This is a genomic window from Pseudomonas sp. TWR1-1-3, from assembly GCF_049896805.1.
Lineage (GTDB): Bacteria > Pseudomonadota > Gammaproteobacteria > Pseudomonadales > Pseudomonadaceae > Aquipseudomonas > Aquipseudomonas bubulae.
Genome location: NZ_JAFCUZ010000001.1, coordinates 1,169,292 through 1,187,175, shown reverse-complemented (window position 1 = coordinate 1,187,175; position 17,884 = coordinate 1,169,292). Strand labels below are relative to the sequence as shown.

20 protein-coding genes and 1 pseudogene are annotated in these 17,884 nt (G+C 57.8%); 11 read left to right on the top strand and 10 right to left on the bottom strand.

From position 1 onward, the window contains the following. Window positions 1-123 precede the first annotated feature (123 nt). Window positions 124-288 (top strand): colicin E5-related ribonuclease, encoded by a 165-nt coding sequence (locus tag ACP7BE_RS05270; protein ID WP_426105025.1) that lies wholly within the window; start codon window positions 124-126, stop codon window positions 286-288. Here the strand turns inward: ACP7BE_RS05270 and ACP7BE_RS05265 are convergent. From ACP7BE_RS05265 to ACP7BE_RS05255, 3 genes are read right to left on the bottom strand one after another with little or no spacing between them, the layout of a single operon-like run. After that, window positions 220-1,416: a CynX/NimT family MFS transporter gene (locus tag ACP7BE_RS05265; RefSeq protein WP_095018460.1), complete on the bottom strand. Its 1,197-nt coding sequence runs from the start codon at window positions 1,414-1,416 to the stop codon at window positions 220-222. The two genes, ACP7BE_RS05270 and ACP7BE_RS05265, sit on opposite strands and share 69 nt — an antisense overlap. Continuing rightward, on the bottom strand, window positions 1,403-1,864 hold the full coding sequence (locus ACP7BE_RS05260; RefSeq protein WP_095000031.1) for a nucleoside deaminase: 462 nt from the start codon (window positions 1,862-1,864) through the stop codon (window positions 1,403-1,405). The genes ACP7BE_RS05265 and ACP7BE_RS05260 overlap by 14 nt, the downstream gene beginning before the upstream one ends. 19 nt (window positions 1,865-1,883) lie before the next feature. Beyond that, the gene (locus tag ACP7BE_RS05255; protein WP_095000032.1) at window positions 1,884-2,543 is read right to left on the bottom strand and encodes an ankyrin repeat domain-containing protein; all 660 of its coding nucleotides are present in this window, start codon (window positions 2,541-2,543) and stop codon (window positions 1,884-1,886) included. 109 nt (window positions 2,544-2,652) lie between these two features. Here ACP7BE_RS05255 and ACP7BE_RS05250 point away from each other — a divergent pair, with 109 nt between their 5' ends. From ACP7BE_RS05250 to ACP7BE_RS05240, 3 genes are all read left to right on the top strand, one after another. Continuing rightward, window positions 2,653-3,546, top strand: a complete 894-nt coding sequence (locus ACP7BE_RS05250) for a LysR family transcriptional regulator (RefSeq protein WP_095000033.1) — start codon at window positions 2,653-2,655, stop codon at window positions 3,544-3,546. 168 nt (window positions 3,547-3,714) lie between these two features. Continuing rightward, window positions 3,715-4,158, top strand: a complete 444-nt coding sequence (locus tag ACP7BE_RS05245) for a nuclear transport factor 2 family protein (RefSeq protein WP_095000034.1) — start codon at window positions 3,715-3,717, stop codon at window positions 4,156-4,158. A gap of 161 nt (window positions 4,159-4,319) precedes the next feature. After that, a complete protein-coding gene (locus tag ACP7BE_RS05240) occupies window positions 4,320-5,267 on the top strand; it encodes a LysR family transcriptional regulator (protein WP_153326635.1) in 948 nt (315 codons plus the stop codon). 48 nt (window positions 5,268-5,315) lie between these two features. Here ACP7BE_RS05240 and ACP7BE_RS05235 read toward each other — a convergent pair whose 3' ends face one another. The 3 genes from ACP7BE_RS05235 to ACP7BE_RS05225 form a co-directional block, all read right to left on the bottom strand. Next, window positions 5,316-6,419 carry an alkene reductase gene (locus ACP7BE_RS05235; RefSeq protein WP_095026179.1) on the bottom strand — a complete coding sequence of 368 codons (1,104 nt, stop codon included), beginning with the start codon at window positions 6,417-6,419 and terminating at the stop codon, window positions 5,316-5,318. 130 nt (window positions 6,420-6,549) lie between these two features. Then, window positions 6,550-7,320, bottom strand: a complete 771-nt coding sequence (locus ACP7BE_RS05230) for a class II aldolase/adducin family protein (protein WP_095021136.1) — start codon at window positions 7,318-7,320, stop codon at window positions 6,550-6,552. Window positions 7,321-7,371: 51 nt separating this feature from the next. Next, the gene (locus tag ACP7BE_RS05225) at window positions 7,372-8,211 is read right to left on the bottom strand and encodes a TauD/TfdA dioxygenase family protein (RefSeq protein WP_095021135.1); all 840 of its coding nucleotides are present in this window, start codon (window positions 8,209-8,211) and stop codon (window positions 7,372-7,374) included. 213 nt (window positions 8,212-8,424) lie between these two features. Here ACP7BE_RS05225 and ACP7BE_RS05220 point away from each other — a divergent pair, with 213 nt between their 5' ends. Further along, window positions 8,425-9,087, top strand: coding sequence for a TetR/AcrR family transcriptional regulator (locus ACP7BE_RS05220; protein ID WP_095000039.1), 663 nt, complete (start codon window positions 8,425-8,427; stop codon window positions 9,085-9,087). Between the two features lie 177 nt (window positions 9,088-9,264). Then, window positions 9,265-10,854 carry a tannase/feruloyl esterase family alpha/beta hydrolase gene (locus tag ACP7BE_RS05215; protein ID WP_426105019.1) on the top strand — a complete coding sequence of 530 codons (1,590 nt, stop codon included), beginning with the start codon at window positions 9,265-9,267 and terminating at the stop codon, window positions 10,852-10,854. 80 nt (window positions 10,855-10,934) lie between these two features. Here ACP7BE_RS05215 and dusA read toward each other — a convergent pair whose 3' ends face one another. Continuing rightward, window positions 10,935-11,945, bottom strand: coding sequence for a tRNA dihydrouridine(20/20a) synthase DusA (dusA, locus tag ACP7BE_RS05210; RefSeq protein WP_095023310.1), 1,011 nt, complete (start codon window positions 11,943-11,945; stop codon window positions 10,935-10,937). Between the two features lie 102 nt (window positions 11,946-12,047). Between dusA and ACP7BE_RS05205 the strand changes: the two are divergent. Continuing rightward, a pseudogene (locus ACP7BE_RS05205) lies at window positions 12,048-12,239 on the top strand (site-specific integrase); the annotation flags it as partial. A gap of 3 nt (window positions 12,240-12,242) precedes the next feature. Here the strand turns inward: ACP7BE_RS05205 and ACP7BE_RS05200 are convergent. Both ACP7BE_RS05200 and ACP7BE_RS05195 read right to left on the bottom strand, forming a co-directional pair. Next, the gene (locus ACP7BE_RS05200) at window positions 12,243-12,659 is read right to left on the bottom strand and encodes a type II toxin-antitoxin system YafO family toxin (RefSeq protein WP_095023311.1); all 417 of its coding nucleotides are present in this window, start codon (window positions 12,657-12,659) and stop codon (window positions 12,243-12,245) included. Window positions 12,660-12,665: 6 nt separating this feature from the next. Further along, window positions 12,666-12,824, bottom strand: a complete 159-nt coding sequence (locus ACP7BE_RS05195) for a hypothetical protein (RefSeq protein ID WP_176464966.1) — start codon at window positions 12,822-12,824, stop codon at window positions 12,666-12,668. Window positions 12,825-13,951: 1,127 nt separating this feature from the next. On the opposite strand from ACP7BE_RS05195, the gene ACP7BE_RS05190 reads away from it, so the two are divergent. The 4 genes from ACP7BE_RS05190 (at window position 13,952) to ACP7BE_RS05175 (ending at window position 16,814) form a co-directional block, all read left to right on the top strand. Then, entirely contained in the window at window positions 13,952-14,302 is a 351-nt protein-coding gene (locus ACP7BE_RS05190) for a DUF6124 family protein (protein ID WP_426105016.1), read from the top strand. A gap of 133 nt (window positions 14,303-14,435) precedes the next feature. Then, on the top strand, window positions 14,436-15,332 hold the full coding sequence (locus tag ACP7BE_RS05185; protein ID WP_426105014.1) for a serine hydrolase domain-containing protein: 897 nt from the start codon (window positions 14,436-14,438) through the stop codon (window positions 15,330-15,332). A 151-nt stretch (window positions 15,333-15,483) separates the two neighbouring features. Then, window positions 15,484-16,080, top strand: coding sequence for a dihydrofolate reductase family protein (locus ACP7BE_RS05180; RefSeq protein ID WP_426105012.1), 597 nt, complete (start codon window positions 15,484-15,486; stop codon window positions 16,078-16,080). Between the two features lie 185 nt (window positions 16,081-16,265). Further along, complete coding sequence (locus ACP7BE_RS05175; RefSeq protein ID WP_426105010.1) at window positions 16,266-16,814, top strand: AAA family ATPase; 549 nt, start codon at window positions 16,266-16,268, stop codon at window positions 16,812-16,814. Between the two features lie 126 nt (window positions 16,815-16,940). Here the strand turns inward: ACP7BE_RS05175 and ACP7BE_RS05170 are convergent, their stop codons facing one another. Then, the gene (locus ACP7BE_RS05170; protein WP_426105008.1) at window positions 16,941-17,777 is read right to left on the bottom strand and encodes an endonuclease; all 837 of its coding nucleotides are present in this window, start codon (window positions 17,775-17,777) and stop codon (window positions 16,941-16,943) included. Window positions 17,778-17,884: the final 107 nt, after the last annotated feature.

The window sequence follows — 17,884 nt, the reverse complement described above, 5'->3', positions numbered from 1 at the left end:
CAAAGGTCACAGTAACTTTTAGGAATGACGTGGTGGTTTCAATAATGGTGTCGACTCGGCTGCGCTAATAAGTTGGTGCAAAAGGAATATCTATAGCAATCGAGTCAAAAAATTGCCGGTCAAATGGGTAAACGAGGATGGACGCAAAATGCTATCCAGTCTGTAATTGTAAATCCAGCAAAAACTATTGTGACGACAGATCCTCGTTTTGATTGCATTTCAGGCAGCTGCTTGAATGATTCCGCCACAGCGTATATTACTCTGCGGGCTGAAAATCCGCGTCAGTAGCAGCATTGCAACAACCGCCACAACCAGAACCCACCAGGCAGTAACAAAACTCCCCGTAAGTTCGCGAAGCCAACCCGTCAGCCATGGCGATACCGCATTGACAAGAAATCCCGCGCCTTGCACGAACCCTGCAAGCTGAGCGGCTTCGCTGGGTTTGCGGCAATGGTCCAGGGTCAGGATCAGGCTCAGGGCGAAACAGGCACCCAGGCCAAAACCAATCAAGGCCACCCACACATACGGCGATTCCAGCGGCCACATGACCAGTCCGCTATAGCCCAGTGCCTGCGCTCCCAGGCTGACCGCCAAGAGCGGGCGCCTGTCCGTGCTGCGGTGGGCCAGCGCAGGCATCACCAGCGCAGCCAGTACCTGAAAAATGGTCATGAACGCCAGAAGCGAGCCGCTTTGTGCTGCACTCCAGCCCATCTGCAAATAGTAGGCGGGCAACCACGCCACCATGCTCATATAGCCACAGTTGACGAGGCCGAAGTACAGCGCCAGTAACCACGCGCGCCGGTTGCGCCACGGGCGCATGGCTGGCTCGCCCGCCGTTCGGGCACCGCTGGCAAAGGGCAATAAGCCCCACAGCACCAGTGCGACCAGAGCAGGCGCAAGCCAAATCCCCAGTCCGGCCTGCCAATGGCCAAAATGGCCGGCCACCAGCGGGCTGACGAGTGCAGCCAGGCCGCCGCCGGCCATAAGGGAGGCGGAGTACACCCCTAAAGCCAGCGCAACCCGCTGCGCAAACTGGCGCTTGATCAGCGCCGGAACCAGCACCTGGATCAGCGCAACCCCGGCACCGCCCAACAAGGCCGTGGCCATCAGGGTTTCTGCCTGATCGGCAGACAAGCGCCACAGGCAGGCGCCCAGGATCATCGACAAGCCCAGGGCCACGCCACGGCGCTCACCCAGGCCTGCCTGCAGGCGTACGCCGAGCAAGGCCACCAGACCCATGCAGATCACTGGCAGGCTGGTCAGCCAGGCACTGCTCTGGAAACTCATGCCCGTGTCATGACGGATCTCAAGCAACAGCGGGCTGATGGAGCTGAGCAGCGGACGCAGGTTAAGCCCCAGCACCACCAGCAATGCCCAATTGGCGAACACCCGCGCAGGGTGTTTATCCAGGCTCATGGCAGGCTTTCCAGTCACTATAGATCTCGACCATGGCCGGTTGGGGTATGTGTTGTATCGCCAGTTTCTGTTCGCTCAACGGCAGCGCCAGTTGCTGATAAATAGCTGCCGTAGACAGCCCGAAGGGTTCCCCCTGCGGGTTGCTGGCGGCATACACCACTCGGGTTACGCCACACAGGTGCATGGCACTCAGGCACATGGGGCAAGGCTGGCCACTGGCATAGATCACGCAACCCTCCAGGCGCGGGCCCAGTTGCTGGCTGGCAGCCCGTATGGCCAAGAGTTCTGCGTGTGCAGTCGGATCCTGGCTGATATGGAGGGTGTTGACGGCCTCAACGATCACCTGGTCGTCTTTGACCAGTAGCGCAGCAAAAGGCCGGCCACCGCCGGCAACGTTGCTGGCGGCCAGGGCCACGGCGCGTTGCAGGTAAAACTCATCGCTATGCATAACAACTCCAGGGTGTGATTCAGTGCGCGCCGGCATCACGCAGCAATTGTGCGGTCACGCCCTGGCCGCGCTGCTGCGCTTGTTGCAGGGGGGTGTGGCCGTCGCTGTCCGGCAGGTTCAGGTCGGCACCGGCATTGATCAGCTGGGTGATGATCTGCTGATGCGCCGGGCCGCCGTCGGAGAGCACGATGGCTTCCATCAGGCAGGTCCAGCCCAGGCGATTGACATGGTTCAGATCAACCCCTGCTGCGATCAGCAGGCGTACCGTTTCAACATGTCCGCGCTCGCATGCCGGGATCAGGGCGGTGCCGCCATAGCGGTTGGTACTCTGCAGATCGGCACCGTGGGCCAGGGTCATTTGCAGGATTTCGTTACGCCCACTGGCGCCTGCCAACAGATAGGGGCTGTCACGCATCAGGTTCTTCTGGTTGACGTCGGCCCCGGCCTGGATCAAGGCCCGGGCGATTTCGATCTGGTTCGATCGGGTTGCCAGCAGCAGCGCGCTGCTGCCATCCAGCGCCTGTACGTTGAGGTCCGTGCCTTCACTGATCAGTTGCTGGACCCTGTCCAGTTCGCCGTCGCTGACGGCATTGAGGAGTGTCTTGTCGCTTGCCATCACCGCTCCCATTATCAACAGCGCGACCGTCAGCAGGCCGCATTTGCGTGTCAGGCTGCCCATGGTTGAGCCCTCTTTTACATCCCGTGAAAAGCCAGTATGGTCAGCGCATCAGGTATTCTGAAATTAAATATAGCCATGCCTTTAAGTGGCAATGTGAATGGTGAGGCGGATGCTTGATCCCATACTGTTACGCAGTTTTGTCGCGGTGGTGGACTGCGCCAATTTCACCCGGGCGGCGCAGCGTCTGCATCTCACCCAGTCGACGGTCAGCCAGCAGATCCGCCGTCTGGAGGACAGCCTTGGCTGCAAGCTGCTCGACCGCGAACAGCGCCGGGTGATTGCCACCCCTGAAGGTGAGCGCCTGCTGGCCTATGCGCGGCGCATTCTGGCGCTTGATCAGGAAGCCCGCGATGTGCTGTTCAACCAGGCCAGTGAGGGGGTGTTGCGCCTCGGCGTGCCTGAAGACTTTGCTGCCGAGCGCTTGATGCCGATCCTTTCGCGGTTCGGCCTGGAGCACCCGGGAGTGCGCCTGGAAGTCACCAGTGGGTTGGGGCCTGAACTGATGCGGCTTTATCGCCAGGATGAATTCGACCTGTTATTGGTCAAGCAGATGGGGCAGGGCGATGATTGCCTGGCTTGCTGGCCCGAACCCATGTGTTGGGTCGACAGCCGTTCAACGCCCGCACTGGGGCGCGAGCCCTTGCCGCTGGTGGCGTTTCCGGTGGGCGGTTTGTACCGCAATGAAATGCTCCATCACCTTGAAGTGGGGGGATGGCGCTGGCGCATCAACTACTCCAGCGCAAGTCTGGCCAGTGTCTGCGCCGCCGTGGCGGCGGGCCTGGGTATCAGCTTGTTGCCGTTGCGGGTGATCAGCCCGGAACACAGGGTGATTGATGCCGGCAGCGGCCTGCCGGATATCCAGGGGGTATTTCTGGCGTTGTATGGGCAAAACGGTCTGAGCCATGCGGGCAAATTGCTGCAATGCCAGTTGCTGGATCTGTGCCAGACGCTTGCTAACGATGAGCAGGCTGGTGAACGAGCCCTTCAAAACGCGGCCAGTTGAGTGAAAGAGAAAGAATTTGATCCTGTGATTCCAGAATGTTTGGAATTTATGGGTGATTATCTTGTGCTGGAACATGACTAAAGTAGAGGTTTTACAGGTCAGGAGCTGATTGTCCTGAGCAGGCCAGCGCCTTCACAGGCAAGCCAGTCACTACAGAGGTCACAGGTTATGGATACCAAACTCAAAGCGTTGCTTGATCGCGAAGAGATTCGCAATCTCAGAACCCTCTATGCACATCACCTGGACAGCAACACTATCGACGCCCTTGACGAAGTGTTCTCGGCAGATGCGGTGGTGGAGGTTACGGTCGGCAAAATGACGGGTATAGATGCCATCCGCAGTGGCCTCAATGATGCCTTCAAACTCTTCGATCGCGACCACCAGGGCAGTTATCCGTTTCTGCATGCGATCGCCAACCACTGGATCAAGTTGACCGGGCCCGATACCGCGCAAGGGCGTTGCTACCTGATTGATTTCGAGACCGCATCCAAGCCCGATCCGAACCCGCTGCTGTTGCTCGGGCTGTACGCCGACACGTACCGGCGTATCGATGGCGAGTGGCGTATCACCCATACCCGCCTTGAAGTGGTCTGGCCTGAGCGTGCAGCCTGATCCAGGGCCGGCTCCGAGGATTGAGCATGAGCGATGCGCCTTTATCCAGGGCGCATTTTTGTTTGTGCAGAAGGTAAGCCCCGGGGTTTTACCCCTCTATTACTGCATGGTTTTGCTATTGTTCAGCTGCAGATCCTTAAACTTTAGCCTTGGACGCCACAATGACGGGCAACCCATTTGACGGTATTCGTGAGTTTGTGTCTGCGGCCCAGTCACTGAGCTTTACAGCGGCAGCCCTGGAGCTTGGCGTGACCAGTTCCGCCGTTGGCAAGAGCGTGACTCGCCTGGAGGCGCGCCTTGGCGTCAAGCTTTTGCATCGCACCACCCGGCGCCTGAACCTCACCAGCGAGGGTGAGGCCTATCTGGCCAGCTGCCTGCGGGTAATGGATGAACTGGCCGAGACCCAGGGCTTTTTGACCACCGGCCAACAGGAACCTGTCGGTCGGTTGCGGATCGATCTGCCGGCGGCCTTTGGTCGCCGACATATTTTGCCGACCTTGATCGATATGGCGGTGCGATACCAGCAGCTCGATCTCTCCATCAGCTTCAGTGAGCGGCTGGTGGATATCGTCAATGAGGGTATCGATCTTGTGGTCCGAATCGGTTCATTGAAGGATGACGCTGAAATAGTGGCCCGCAGGCTGGGCAGCCAGAGCCTGTTGATTTGCGCGACCCGCGAATACCTGCACAGGCATGGCACGCCCCAGGCACCGGCTGATCTCCTGCAGCATGACTGCATTGTCGGCTGGCGCAACGGCACTCGCAAAAGCTGGATGCTGGTGGATGAAAAGGGGCAGACCAACGAGCACGACGTGCGGGTCAAGCATGAGATGGGAGACGGTGAAATGTTGCTGGACATGACACTGGCCGGGGGCGGCCTGGCCCAACTGCCCACCTGGCTGGTGCAGACGCCTATCCAGCAGGGGTTGCTGGTGCCCGTACTTGAGCAATATGCCGGTGCCGAGATGCCTATTCACGTGATCTGGCCACGCACTCGCTACATACAGCCCAAGATCAGAATGGTCGTCGATGAACTGCTGGCACTGGCCCGACGCGATGCCGGGATTTTTCGCCCGGATCAGGGCGTGCCCAACCCCCAGGGTTCATGAATGCAGCGCCTCAAGCTCCATGACGTGAAGCGCTGCAGCTGAATACCGTTACAGGTTCGGCGAGTGGAAGGGGTAATCGACATAGCCTTTTTCGCCGCTGTTGCCGTAGAACGTGGCGCGGTCCGGGGTTGCAATCGGCCAGTTATTTTTCATCCGCTCCACCAGATCCGGGTTGGCAATAAAAGGCCGCCCAAACGCGACCAGGTCCAGGGCGCCTGATTCCAGTGCGGCTTGCGCCGACTCGCGATCAAAGCCGCCAGCGGCAATCAGTGTGCCTTGATACGACTCGCGAAAAGTCTGCGCAAAGCCTTCGGGCATGCGCTCGGCGCCAATGGTTAATTGATCGCTCAAGTGCACGTAGGCAATGTCGCGTTGATGAATGGCGTGAGCCACCGCGACCCAGGTCTGGGCTTCGTCATCAAACGGCGCCATGTCGAACAGGCGGCCAAACGGCGAGATACGCACGCCAACCTTGCCACGCCCAATGGCGTCGGCAACCGCATCAATGGTTTCCAGCAGCAGGCGAATGCGGTTTTCGATTGAGCCGCCATAACGGTCGGTACGATCGTTTACACACGGATTGATAAACTGCTCGAACAGGTAGCCGTTGGCGCCATGAATTTCGACCCCGTCAAACCCCGCCTCGACAGCCCGGCGGGCAGCCTGAACAAAGTCATTTTTGATCGTCCCGACTTCTTCGGTCGACAGCGCGCGCGGCTGGCTGGCCTGGATCGGGCCCGGTTGACCGTGCTCGTCATAGGCATAGGTCATTGAGTTGGCCGCCACCTTGTTGCTGGATGACACCGGCGCACCGCCGTCCGGTTGCAGCGTGGTGTGGGATACCCGGCCGACATGCCAGAGCTGGGCGAAGATCTTGCCGCCGTCCTCATGCACGGCCCGGGTGACGTGCTTCCAGCCTTCCACTTGTTCCTGATTATAAAGGCCGGGGTTGAACAGATAGCCGCGGCCCTGGATGGAAACCGGCACACCTTCGCTGATGATCAGGCCGGCGCTTGCACGCTGGCGGTAGTAAAGAACCGTCAACTCGTCAGGAATATCGTTCAAGGCGCGGGCACGGGTCATGGGCGCCATCACGACACGATTGTTCAGTTCCATTCCCGACAAGGTGTATGGAGAAAACAGAATACTCATAGGGCAGGGACCTCCGGTGTGGGGCGCTGCGTGGCGCCAGTCCGGGTCAATATACGGTGATATTGATCCCGGATAATCGGTCCTGGATTCCAAACATTGCGGAGTTGAATTCCATAATTTGCGGGGTTAATTACTCCAGAACAGTCGGGTCGCGACGGATTTCTTCCCGTGCCATGGCTTCCCACAGAAACGGGAAACCGTTGGCATCGGTGCGCTCTCCAGTGGCGAGGGCGACATGGGCAGGAAGCGGCGCGCCGCCACCGAGTGCCTCGACATGCCAGGCCAGGCGGCTGCGCCACTCCAGTGTGATCGCGCGCAAATGGGCCTGGCGAATGCCATTGGCGACCACTAGCACACCGTGGTTGGCGAGCATGGCCCATTTCTGGGCTCCCAGTGCCGTCACTACGGCGCGGCCGAGGACGGTGTCCTCGACGGTACCGCGATATTCGTCGTAGAGCACCGGGTCGCTATCAACCAGGGCGGAGGTCTGGTCGTAAACCGGCGGGATGCGCCCCGCGGCTGACCAGACGCCTGCCCAGCGCGGGTGGTTATGGATGACCACCTCAACATCATGGCGCGCGGCATGTAAATCCATATGCAGGTTGATCGCCGGGGTGATGTTCCATTCGCCTTCGATGACCTTGCCGGTCTGGTCGAGGCGCAGGATGTCCGAGGCGGTTACTTCGCCCCAGGTGAGCTCCCAGGGGTTGGCCAAATAGGTGCCATCGTCCTGCTTGACGGTGACATGACCGGCAATATGGTCGTTATAACCCTCTCGATACAGCACCCGGCACAGCAGCGCCACGCGTTGGTGCGCAGTCAGTTCGGGCAACAGTGCATACCGGCCTGGCCTGGGAATGTAGCGGGCCAGGAGGTCGTGATTAAGTTCATCGTTCATCATTCTGGTGTGCTCCTCTGCAGCGGTTGTGATCCGTGAATGTTCCTTCAGAACTCACGCCTGCAAGGGTTCGCGGGCGAATACCGAGGTGCGCTGCATGCGCCGTTGATGGGGTTGGTAGTCCAGAATGGCGTTGTGCAACACGCTTCGGTTGTCCCAGAGCACCATGTCACCGACACGCCAGCGATGGCGAAACCCGAATTGCACGTGCTGGCAGTGCGCGTGGAGATAGTCCAGGATCGCGTCGCTTTCAGAGGGGGCCATACCTTCGATATGGGTGGTGTAGGTCGGGCTCAGATACAGGGCTTTGCGACCGGACACCGGGTGCTGGATCACCAGCGGGTGCAGGTGGCGGCGGTTCATCTGCACGACCTCGGCATAGCGCTCATGGCTGACGACGCTCTGGCGCAGCGCTGCCGTCATGGGCCCGTTCATGTCGTGCCAGGCGCTGAGCCCGTCGAGGTAGTGCTGCATACGCCCGGACAGGCTGTCATAGGCCGTGGTCATGCTGATCCAGCATGTATCGCCGCCACAGGGGGGAAGGATCTGGGCGTGGGTCATGGTGACAATCGGCGGGTCGGGCAGGAAGCTCTCGTCGTGGTGCCACATATCCGCCCGGTCACCCAGCCTGGAGTCGATCACGGTGATCTGTTCAAAGCCTGCGCCCAGGTTGGGATAGAACGTGTGAACTTCGGGCTCGCCGAAATATCGTGCAATGGCCAGGTGTTGTTCTGGCTGTAGCCATGGGGCGTGCAGTACCAGGGCTTCATGTTTGACCAGCGCAGCTTCCAGTGCCGCCAGGGTTTGCGGCTGAAAAACAGTGGCAGGATCCAGGTCAAGCACTTCGGCGCCCAGGTGTGGGCCAAGGGGCTGGAGTGTGAGTGGTGAAGGCATGGGCAATCTCCCGGCAGGCTGAAATATCCGATCTTATAGAGGGCGTATCACTACACGTTTGGACGATGTCCGAGCGTCTCCAAAGATCATACTGACGTCATCAGGGTTGAGATATTCGCATTCTGCAGGCATCTGATTGTGTATTTAACCTACTGATATAAAAGGAAAATATCTGAAATTAAGAACAGCAGTAAATACTCCGCTCGGGTTCCCATGAGCAAGCCAGCCGATGACAATACAAAGGGTCTGATGCCTGCGCTGCGCAAGCGGCCGGTGCAATCCCGCTCACGGGCACTGGTCGATGCTGTTGAGCAAGCCTGCCTGCAGATTCTGGATGAAGCAGGAGAGGCGGCGCTGACGGTCGCCCGCATCGCCGAGGTATCTGGTGTCGCGGTCGGCTCGATCTACCAGTATTTTCCCAGCAAGGACGCCATCGTGGCTTTGCTGTACGAGCGTGTGCTCGACGAAGAGTCCGAGCAGCTGCTGAAGGTGCGGGAAAAGTTGATTGGCGTGCCCCTGAAGTCGGCGTTGGAACAAATTCTGGCCAACATCATTCGCGTCGAAACACGCTTGTTCAGGCTGAACAAGGTGTTTCATTTGCGCTATCACTCGGCCTTGCATCTGGGCATGTGGCGCGGGCCATACACCACCACCGGGGAATTTATCGAAGCGACCTGGTTGCCGCTGCTGCAGTTGTATGAGGATGAAATATCCACCCAACACCCGGCCATGGCCGCTTACCTGCTCGGGCAGGGGCTGCGCAGTGTTATCCGCTCGGTACTGGAAGACATGCCAGACCAGCTTGAATCCAGGGCACTGCTCGATAGCCTGGTGGCCATGGCCATGGGGTGCCTGCGGCCTTGCACGCGGGAGTGATCTGGAGGTCGGCCCGCTGTGCGGCTTCGCACGCCGAGCAGTTGCGGGCGCTACACGGATCATCAGTCAGCTTGAAACAGCCAGTTGCACCTTGACCTTCTTTATCCTGCAACTAAGGTCGTGGTAGTGCACCCACCGCGCAGCGTCTGTTCTTGAGCGTGATCCGAAGGCAGGGATATGCAAATTAATCACCCATGTTCAGCACTACGCCCGTTTCTCCGGTACGCAGCCGTCAGCTTGCTGGCCCTGGCTATGGCAGCGCAAGCCCATGCCGAAGACACCTGCAGCGCCTTGGCCGTCAGGGCCTTGCCCGATGCGACCATCACCGTGGCCGAGGCCATTGCCCCCGGGCAGTACCCAATGCCGCAAAACCCGCTGACCCGATTGGCGAGTTTCTCCGGCATGAACCCGGCAGGGCGCCCCGCAGTCGGGCCAAACCCGGCCTTTTGCAGGGTTGCTGCCACACTCAGGCCCAGCAGCGATTCAGATATCAAGATCGAAGTCTGGTTACCGCTCAATGGCTGGAACGGCAAGTTACTGGGTGTCGGCAGTTTTGGCTGGGGCGGAGCGATGATGTACCCGGCCATGCTCGCCGGGCTTGAGCAGGGCTACGCCACGGCAGCGACCGATACCGGACACGACAGCAGTACTGAAGAAGGCAAGGGCGGGCAGTTCGCCCTGGGCCACCCGGAAAAACTGATCGATTATGCCTGGCGCGCCGATCACTTGATGACGGTACATGCCAAGGAACTGATCAAGGCCTATTACGGTAAACCCGCCAGCCGGGCGTACTGGATAGGCTGTTCGCTGGGCGGCCTTGAAGGTCTGATCGAAGCCAGGCGCTTTCCCGATGACTACGATGGTATCGTCGCCGGTGCGCCGCCCAACCCGCTGGTCAAGTTCAATGCCGCCCAGCTCTGGCCCGGCTGGTTGCTCGGTCGCCACCGCGATGTGAACATGACCAAGGCCAAGCTCGAGATGGTCAGCAAGGCGGCGCTCAAGGCCTGCGCCACGCCCATTGGCCTCAAGCAGGGGTTTATCGACGACCCGCAGCATTGCGATTTTGAGCCAGAACAATTGCAGTGCAAAGGCACCGAGACAGCCGACTGCCTGACGGCGGGGCAGGTAGAGCTGATGAAGCAGCTCTATCGAGGGCCGATCAACCCGCGTACCGGGGAAGTGATCTTTCCTGGCGTGGCCAAGGGCAATGAAAACCTGCTCGGTGATTTTGTCGATGGCCAAGCGTTCCCGGTGGCCCTGGACCTGTTCAAGTACGCGGCTTTCCAGGATCCGGACTGGGACTGGACGACCATGGACTGGGACAAGACCGTGAATGAGGCTGTGAACAGGCTCGGGCCCTTGTTGCACGTTGACTCCAACCTCACGGCATTTTTCGACCGGGGGGCAAAGCTACTGCTTTATGTGGGCTGGAACGATTTTCATAACGGCCAGGAGCTGATCGACTACTACCAGTCACTGCTGCGCGATTCGGGCAAGGCGGCCCGGGCTTCGGCCCGGCTGTTTCTGATCCCGGGCATGGGCCATTGTTACGGCGGTGCGGGCTGCGACACCTTTGACAAGTTGGCTATTATCGACAATTGGGTGGAGCACGGCGTAGCACCGCAGCGCATCGTCGCTTCGAAAATTGAAGACGGCAAGGTTGTGCGCACCCGCCCGCTATGTGCCTGGCCGCAGGCCGCCCGTTACGCGGGCAAGGGCGATATCGACAATGCCGACAGTTATGCCTGTGTCGAAGTAACGCAATAGTGGTGCAAAAAAACAAAGGCCTGCATGAGAAGTCTCATGCAGGCCTTTGTGTACCTTGCGCCGGCGCTATTGCGCTGGTTTCAGCGGCCTACCAGCAGTTCTGCGGCCTGATCCAGTAATGCCAACGGGTCCTTGGCCTTATGGATATCCACCGACAGCAGTTGACGAAAGCGCCTGGCGCCAGGGAACCCCTGGCCCAGCCCCAAAATATGACGCGTGATATGGTGCATTGAACCACCCGCGGCTATATGCGCTGCGATATAAGGCCGCAACAGCGTGAGCGCCTCTACCCGCGAAATGACAGGGGCAGAACTGCCAAACAGACGTTGATCGACCTCGGCCAGAATATACGGGTTGTGATAGGCCTCGCGACCGAGCATCACACCATCAAACACCTGTAAATGTTCCTGGCATTGCTCGAGGGTCTTGATCCCGCCGTTGAGAATGATCTCCAGTTCAGGGAAATCGGTTTTCAACTGCGCGGCAACGTCATAGCGCAGAGGCGGGATATCGCGGTTTTCTTTAGGCGACAGCCCTTCGAGAATGGCAATACGCGCATGCACGGTGAAACTGGTGCAGCCGGCATCACGAACCGTACCGACGAAATCGCACAGTTGTGCATAGCTATCGCGGCCGTTGATGCCGATACGATGCTTGACCGTGACAGGGATAGCGACCGCATCGCGCATGGCCTTGACACAATCGGCCACCAGCGTCGGATGCGCCATCAGGCAGGCGCCGATCATATTGTTCTGCACCCGATCGCTGGGGCAGCCGACATTCAGGTTCACCTCGTCATACCCTGCATCCTGAGCCATGCGTGCGCAAACGGCCAAGTCAGCCGGAACACTCCCTCCCAGTTGCAAGGCCAGCGGATGCTCAGACGCGTCATGACGCAAGAAGCGCTCGGCATCACCATTGATCAGCGCACCCGTAGTGACCATTTCGGTGTACAGCAAGGCGTTTTTGGATAGCAGACGCAGAAAAAACCGACAGTGGCGATCTGTCCAGTCCATCATGGGCGCAACAGAAAACCGCCGAGACAGCGCAGCCCCTGTGTTTACTGGCTTTGAAGCAATATTCTGTACCATTGTGCTCTACGTTTTTGCAGCGTTTTTAGGGGGTAAAAGGGCGTTTTTTTAAGGTCGGAGGTAAAATTTACCACCTCAAAACTGACGTGTACCACTTTTACTATGGCAACGATCAGATCCAGAAAACTCGCCGACGGCACGGTACGTTATACCGCGCAGATCCGTGTGAAGTGTGAAGGGGTGCAAGTCTACCAAGAGAGCCAGCCCTTCGCCCGAAAACAGGCCGCCCAAGCCTGGGTTCGCAAGCGGGAGGTGGAACTGGACCCGCCCGGCTCCAGCGACCTTCAGACCCGCCCGCTACTCATCAATGTCCGGATAAACCAGCTTGCCAACCAGCCAGGGCTCGACAATCTGGTTATGGATAGTGCGCAGATAAGAACCCCACTCCTTTCGGTTATGAGCGTCGGGGCCCACAATCGTCAGCAACAGGTACTCATCCCGATACTCATCATGGGCATAGATAAGCCATATATCGTTGTCTGGGTCATTGAGGCGGGTGGTGCGGTAGTACTGGCTTTTCTGTCTGGCCCATAGGTGCTGGATATCCAGCGTGTTGGCCAGGTGGATATGCCAGATGCTTGCCAGATCGAGTCTTTCATCGCGGCCGAAAATGCCGGGCAAGTCATCGCACACTTTATAGTTATAAAAGTGTGCGGCGTAATTTTCCCAATCATCCAGCGTTTTGAAAAGTGTCGAGACTTTGACAGCAGGCATCAGAACCTACTTGTCAGTAGTGGGGGCTACAGGTAGTTTGCCGGTAAGAACGAATGCATCGAATGCCTTTTGCCCGTCACGGGCGGCTTTGCGCACGTCGAGGTAAGTCAGCTCGTGGCTGATGACCTTTTTACGCGGCTTTTCGACTTTATGGGTGGTGGCCATGACTGCCTCCAAGTGGTGTGTGTTCATGCTTGATAGCTTATGTGATTAGGCTGTTGCCAGCAAACCCGTCAGTCCGTTACCAATTGTATCCGCGCCCACTCCCGATCCACCGCGTGTTTGCCGTTCACACCCTGCCAGTGGCAACACTCTGGTATTGCGAATTACTTGGTAACAAGCAGCCATTCCGACTTCCACTGAACATGCCACACTAACCTGCTCGATCATCACCTGCATTGATCAAGTAACCCAACATATTGCGAACATGATCGTGCACAACGCGCCGATATATTGCGAGGCTCGAGATATCCGTGGCAATCATCGGCTGACAGTCATGAAAACACCAGCAGGGTCTTTAGTATTGGAACCTCGGGAGGAGCGCAGTGGCTTTGGTTACTACATTGTGACGCGGTATCCAAAGCGTAAAGCGAGCGGGACACTGGTTGGGCAGGTCATTCGTGCGCAAATATAGCTCGCGCTGAAATAAAAAAGGCGTCCAGAGGACGCCTTTTAGGTGTAGTGGAGGAGTAGTCGCAGCGATTCTTTAGCTCCCGGCACGGATGCCCTGGGTTCAGAATCCGATCAGCAGGCTGATCGTCACTACTTCAGAGAAACCAGTTTTCTCTGCTGCCAAAATGCGGTGGGGATAAAACGGGTACCCAGTCCCGACGAATGCGCAGTTGCAGTCCTCGAGTGCAAGGTAATTCCCCTGCGATGGTCTCGTCAAGGCAGCATTGTGCCGCGTTGGGTGGCTGGTCATTAGCCGCAGGCGGTAGGCTACGGTCAGGTTAATAAGGCTTGTTATCAGCCGTTTCGTACGACGTTTCGCTTTCCATCTCGCGAATCATCCGAGAGAATCCCGTTCGCTTGCGCCTGCTCAAATCGGGGAATAGTCTCGGCCCATCGCTGCAAAATCAGCGATCGGGTTTAGTCGCCCGTAGTGAAATCAGGCGCACAGCGCCACCTCAGAGAGGCGTTTTTTTGCCTCCGGTTTTTGGTGGCCGTGCGCAGGGCGCCTTCGGGCGCGCCGGGTTCCTGGTTTCTCCGGTCGACTAACCTGCGTACGGCTGCCACCCATTCGTTTGGTCGCGATAAGTGACAGCTCCTCTTAGAAGCCAGGAGTTAACGGTATGAAAAAAATTGTCCCCGATCCCCCCTCATTGATCCTGCAAGATGCTGAACAGTGCGATTCACAGTCGCTGGACCGTGCGGCCGTCAGGCGTGCGCTCGATTATTACCTGCACGACCATAAGCCTGCTCGCCCCATAAGCACGGCTATATTTGCCATCCCGGACAGTGTCAATTCAGAAGCGGCTTTGGCCCAAGCGTCAGACTTGTTGCGCTGTGCGGTTGCTTCGGCGAGTGAGGCGGGGGATGGTTTGTGCGGGCTCGCGCGCGACCGGGTGTTGTCGGTCATGCATCTGGTGGAGCTGGCCAGGGCGTATGTCGATAAATCGCTGGACGGTGTGGCGATGCACTGATGCAGCACGCGCCTGGTTGGCGGCAGGCGCGTTATTGATCTCTGGGTATATTGGGTACTTTTCTAAAATCGCGGCAAGTTGATCGGAGCCTCCCTAGGTAGCTGACAAGCTGCCCAACAATACAAGGAAGTCAATGCTGAGTTCACTGGTATCAAATGGTCAGCAACCAACGTCGGATCAATCAGAACTGGTGGTGCCCTGGTGGAGCTTTACGAAGACCATCCTGGCTGTAACCGCCCTGTCATTAGTACGTGATGGGCGGATCGGACTGGACACCCCGATACCTGATCAGCCATTCACGTTGCGCCAACTGCTTAGGCATGAGGCAGGGCTCGCCGATTATGGTGAACTTGCAGATTATCACGCCGCCGTTGCCAACCATGAGGCTGCATGGTCAGCAGACGAAATGATGCAGCGTCTTGATGGCGCTCGGCTTCGATATACCCCCGGAACTGGATGGCGCTATTCCAATGTGGGTTACCTTCTCATAGGCCAGCTAATTGAACAGCTGACTGACTTGTCGCTTGAAGAGGCAGTGGGTCGATACGCACTGACGCCTTTGGGGCTCTCGAGGGTTCGCTTCGCTAAAACGCCAGCAGACTTACAAGATACCCACCTTGGAAATACATCAAATTATGACCCCGGCTGGGTGTATCACGGCTTGTTAATCGGCCCCATTTCGCAAGCCGCACTCTTCCTCGACCGACTTTTCGCTGGGCATCTGCTCCCCACAGGCTTGCTCCAGGACATGCAGATAGCAAAGGCATTGGGTGGTTCGATTCCAGGACGCCCATGGATTACACCGGGATACGGCCTGGGTTTAATGCGGGGTTCGATCGACGGTGGTTTTACCCTTTGCGGACACACAGGGTGCGGGCCTGGCAGCGTCATTGCCGTTTACCGTATCTGCGACGGCGACACATCGGCCTGTTGCGCTGTTTTCGGCGCAGGCACCCGTGAAGGCACCGTCGAAACCCTCGCCGCCGAGCAACTGATACAAGTTTTGCGGTCGGGGGGTAAAGTCGTCTGAGTCCTTCGATGTATTGACGCTATTGGTCACAGGCAGCGCTCGACCAAGAGCGGCCATCGAGCATCTACATCTTTTCAATCATGACGCGACCTGTGATCTTCGGGCTTGAGGGCATGCTATAAACACCGCCAAAAAAGGAGCTCCTCTGACCATGGATACAAAATGTTCGGTCTTTATCGCAGCAAGTGTTGACGGCTTCATTGCCAGGCCAGATGGAAATATTGAGTGGCTCCATCGGCCTGAGTACGAGTGCCCTGTACTAAGGGGGCTCACTTATGATGAGTTCATGACGACAGTCGATGCACTGGTTATGGGGCGCAAGACGCTGGACAAGGTGTTGTCCTTCCCTGAGTGGCCCTATGAGAACACGCGAGTCGTGGTGCTCTCACGTGGGGAGGTAGTGCTACCACCAGAGCTGCGAGATCATGTCGATGTATTGGCCGGCGATCCGCTACTTATCGTGGCGCAGCTCGCGGCTCAAGGTCTGAAGCATCTCTATATTGACGGAGGTCAGACCATCCAGGCTTTCCTCGCTGCGGGATTGATCAACGAGATCACTATTACGCGCATTCCAGTGTTGTTGGGCAAAGGAATTCCTTTGTTCAGCCAGTTGGGTGGCGAGCTAAATTTAAGCCTGATTGACTCCTCAGCGTCTGATAACGGATTTGTACAGAGTCGTTACCAAGTGCTCGCCCAGGCTTGCTCAGTTGACAAAACAGGATCTGATTGCAGGGCTCTAGAGATTTGATGACTGCCCGCACGTCATTTGGTGCATAGCGACGTTCAAAGTCAGGTCGTAGCTAACCGACCCACATTTGCAGGCGCTGGCCACCACTGGCTCGATGTCTCGAGGACGTTCTTGCTCGGCTGCCACATCAGTGGGGCACTGTTAAGTTATCGGAGATGGCAAAGTTTTAGAGTGGCTGAAACGAAATGACAAAAGAGACGGCACGTTACATCTTGATCACAGGCGCGGCAGGTACCGGCACCACGACTTTGGCGGATGCTTTAGCTAAGGATCTGAGCGCAACTCACCTGGAAGCAGATGATTTTTTGTGGCTGCCCAGTAACCCGCCCTATCTGCATCTGGCAGACAAAACGCTACGAGGAGAGCGCTTGCTACATGAAATGCGCTCTCATGACCGTGCAGTGGTTGCCGGATCAGTAATGGGCTGGGGTCAACCGCTTGAGAGCGAATTTGATCTTGTGGTGTTCCTTTATCTTCCGGTTGAACTCAGATTGGAGAGGCTAGAACGTCGAGAGGTAAAACGCTTCGGTCAAGCAAAGCCGGAGTTTCTGGCTTGGGCAGCTCAGTACGATGAGGGGGGCGTCCCTGGACGTAGCCTGGCCAGGCATCAGGAATGGCTATCTGCGCTTACCTGTACGGTCTTAAAGCTTGAAGGGGACATGTCTGTTACAGATCGGGTGCGGCAAATACGGGATGCAGTCGACGGACTGAAGCACACACCGTCAGTCATGTGAACGTGTGTTGGCTGTAGGCTTACGTCCAGCTTGCCAAGCGAGTGGAAGAGATGGGCCAGTCATTCAGCGGCACATTAAGGTAGTCAAAAAGCTCGAGGCAGTTATCCTGGATCGGCGCGTTCGCAATCAAAGCATGATGATTGCCGTGCTCTCGAGCAAGACGGGCCGCACCAGAATTTTGTAGCAGTCGGCATCGAATGCCTGCCCTGTCAGTCTGGGGGCCAGTCTGGCTTCAGACTCGCAGGTATAGGTGCCGATATAGCGCCAGCTGTCCACGACGTGGTACTCCTCGATCTCGCCATGCTGCTCGTGCAATGCGATTGCGCCTGGATAGGGCCAGTGATGCACGGCCCAGCGTTCCAAGGCACTCAACAAGCGTTGGGTATGCGCCTTAGGGCTTTCTGCCCCTTTGCAGGCACCGGCGCACTTGCCTATCTGAGCCCGAAAGCAGCCCCGTCCCGTTGATTTATCCAGGCCCAGCAGGGTGTGGCAGAGCCGGTGCTCGTCCGCAATCTGCATCAGGGCTTCGGTGGCCATCCGCCGGTTACGGAAAAGCCCGTACAACTGTGGCCCGTCGCAGATCGTGGTGGTGTCGATGATTTCCAGTACCCCGTCGACAATCCGCAATGAGCACAGACGCTGTTGACGACGAAGTCGCTTGTTCTTCAAGGGTTGCAGTTCTTTGATCAGGCGGGACTCCAACAGCAGGGCGCCGATTTCTCCTGCGGTTTGCTGGTACTCGATCCGTTGTGTCTGGCGCAGCATTCGGGCTTCTTCCGGTGCGCGCAGGTGGGAAAGCAGTCGGCTGCGTATATCGATGCTTTTACCGATATAGAGCGGCATGGACTCGCCAGCAGCGTAAAAGAAATACACCCCGGGTGCTCGCGGGGCGGCCTCGACCTGAGCGCGCAGGTGGGTCGGGTATGTATAAACAAGGTCGGGGCGAGCAGTAGGGACGGGCATGGGGTGCACCTTCAAGGTGGATCAGTAGGCCTATGTACCAAGCATGGCCAATTTCAGTTCGGGGCAATGCAATTGAATACCTCACCTCGCAGCTTTTACCAATAGTC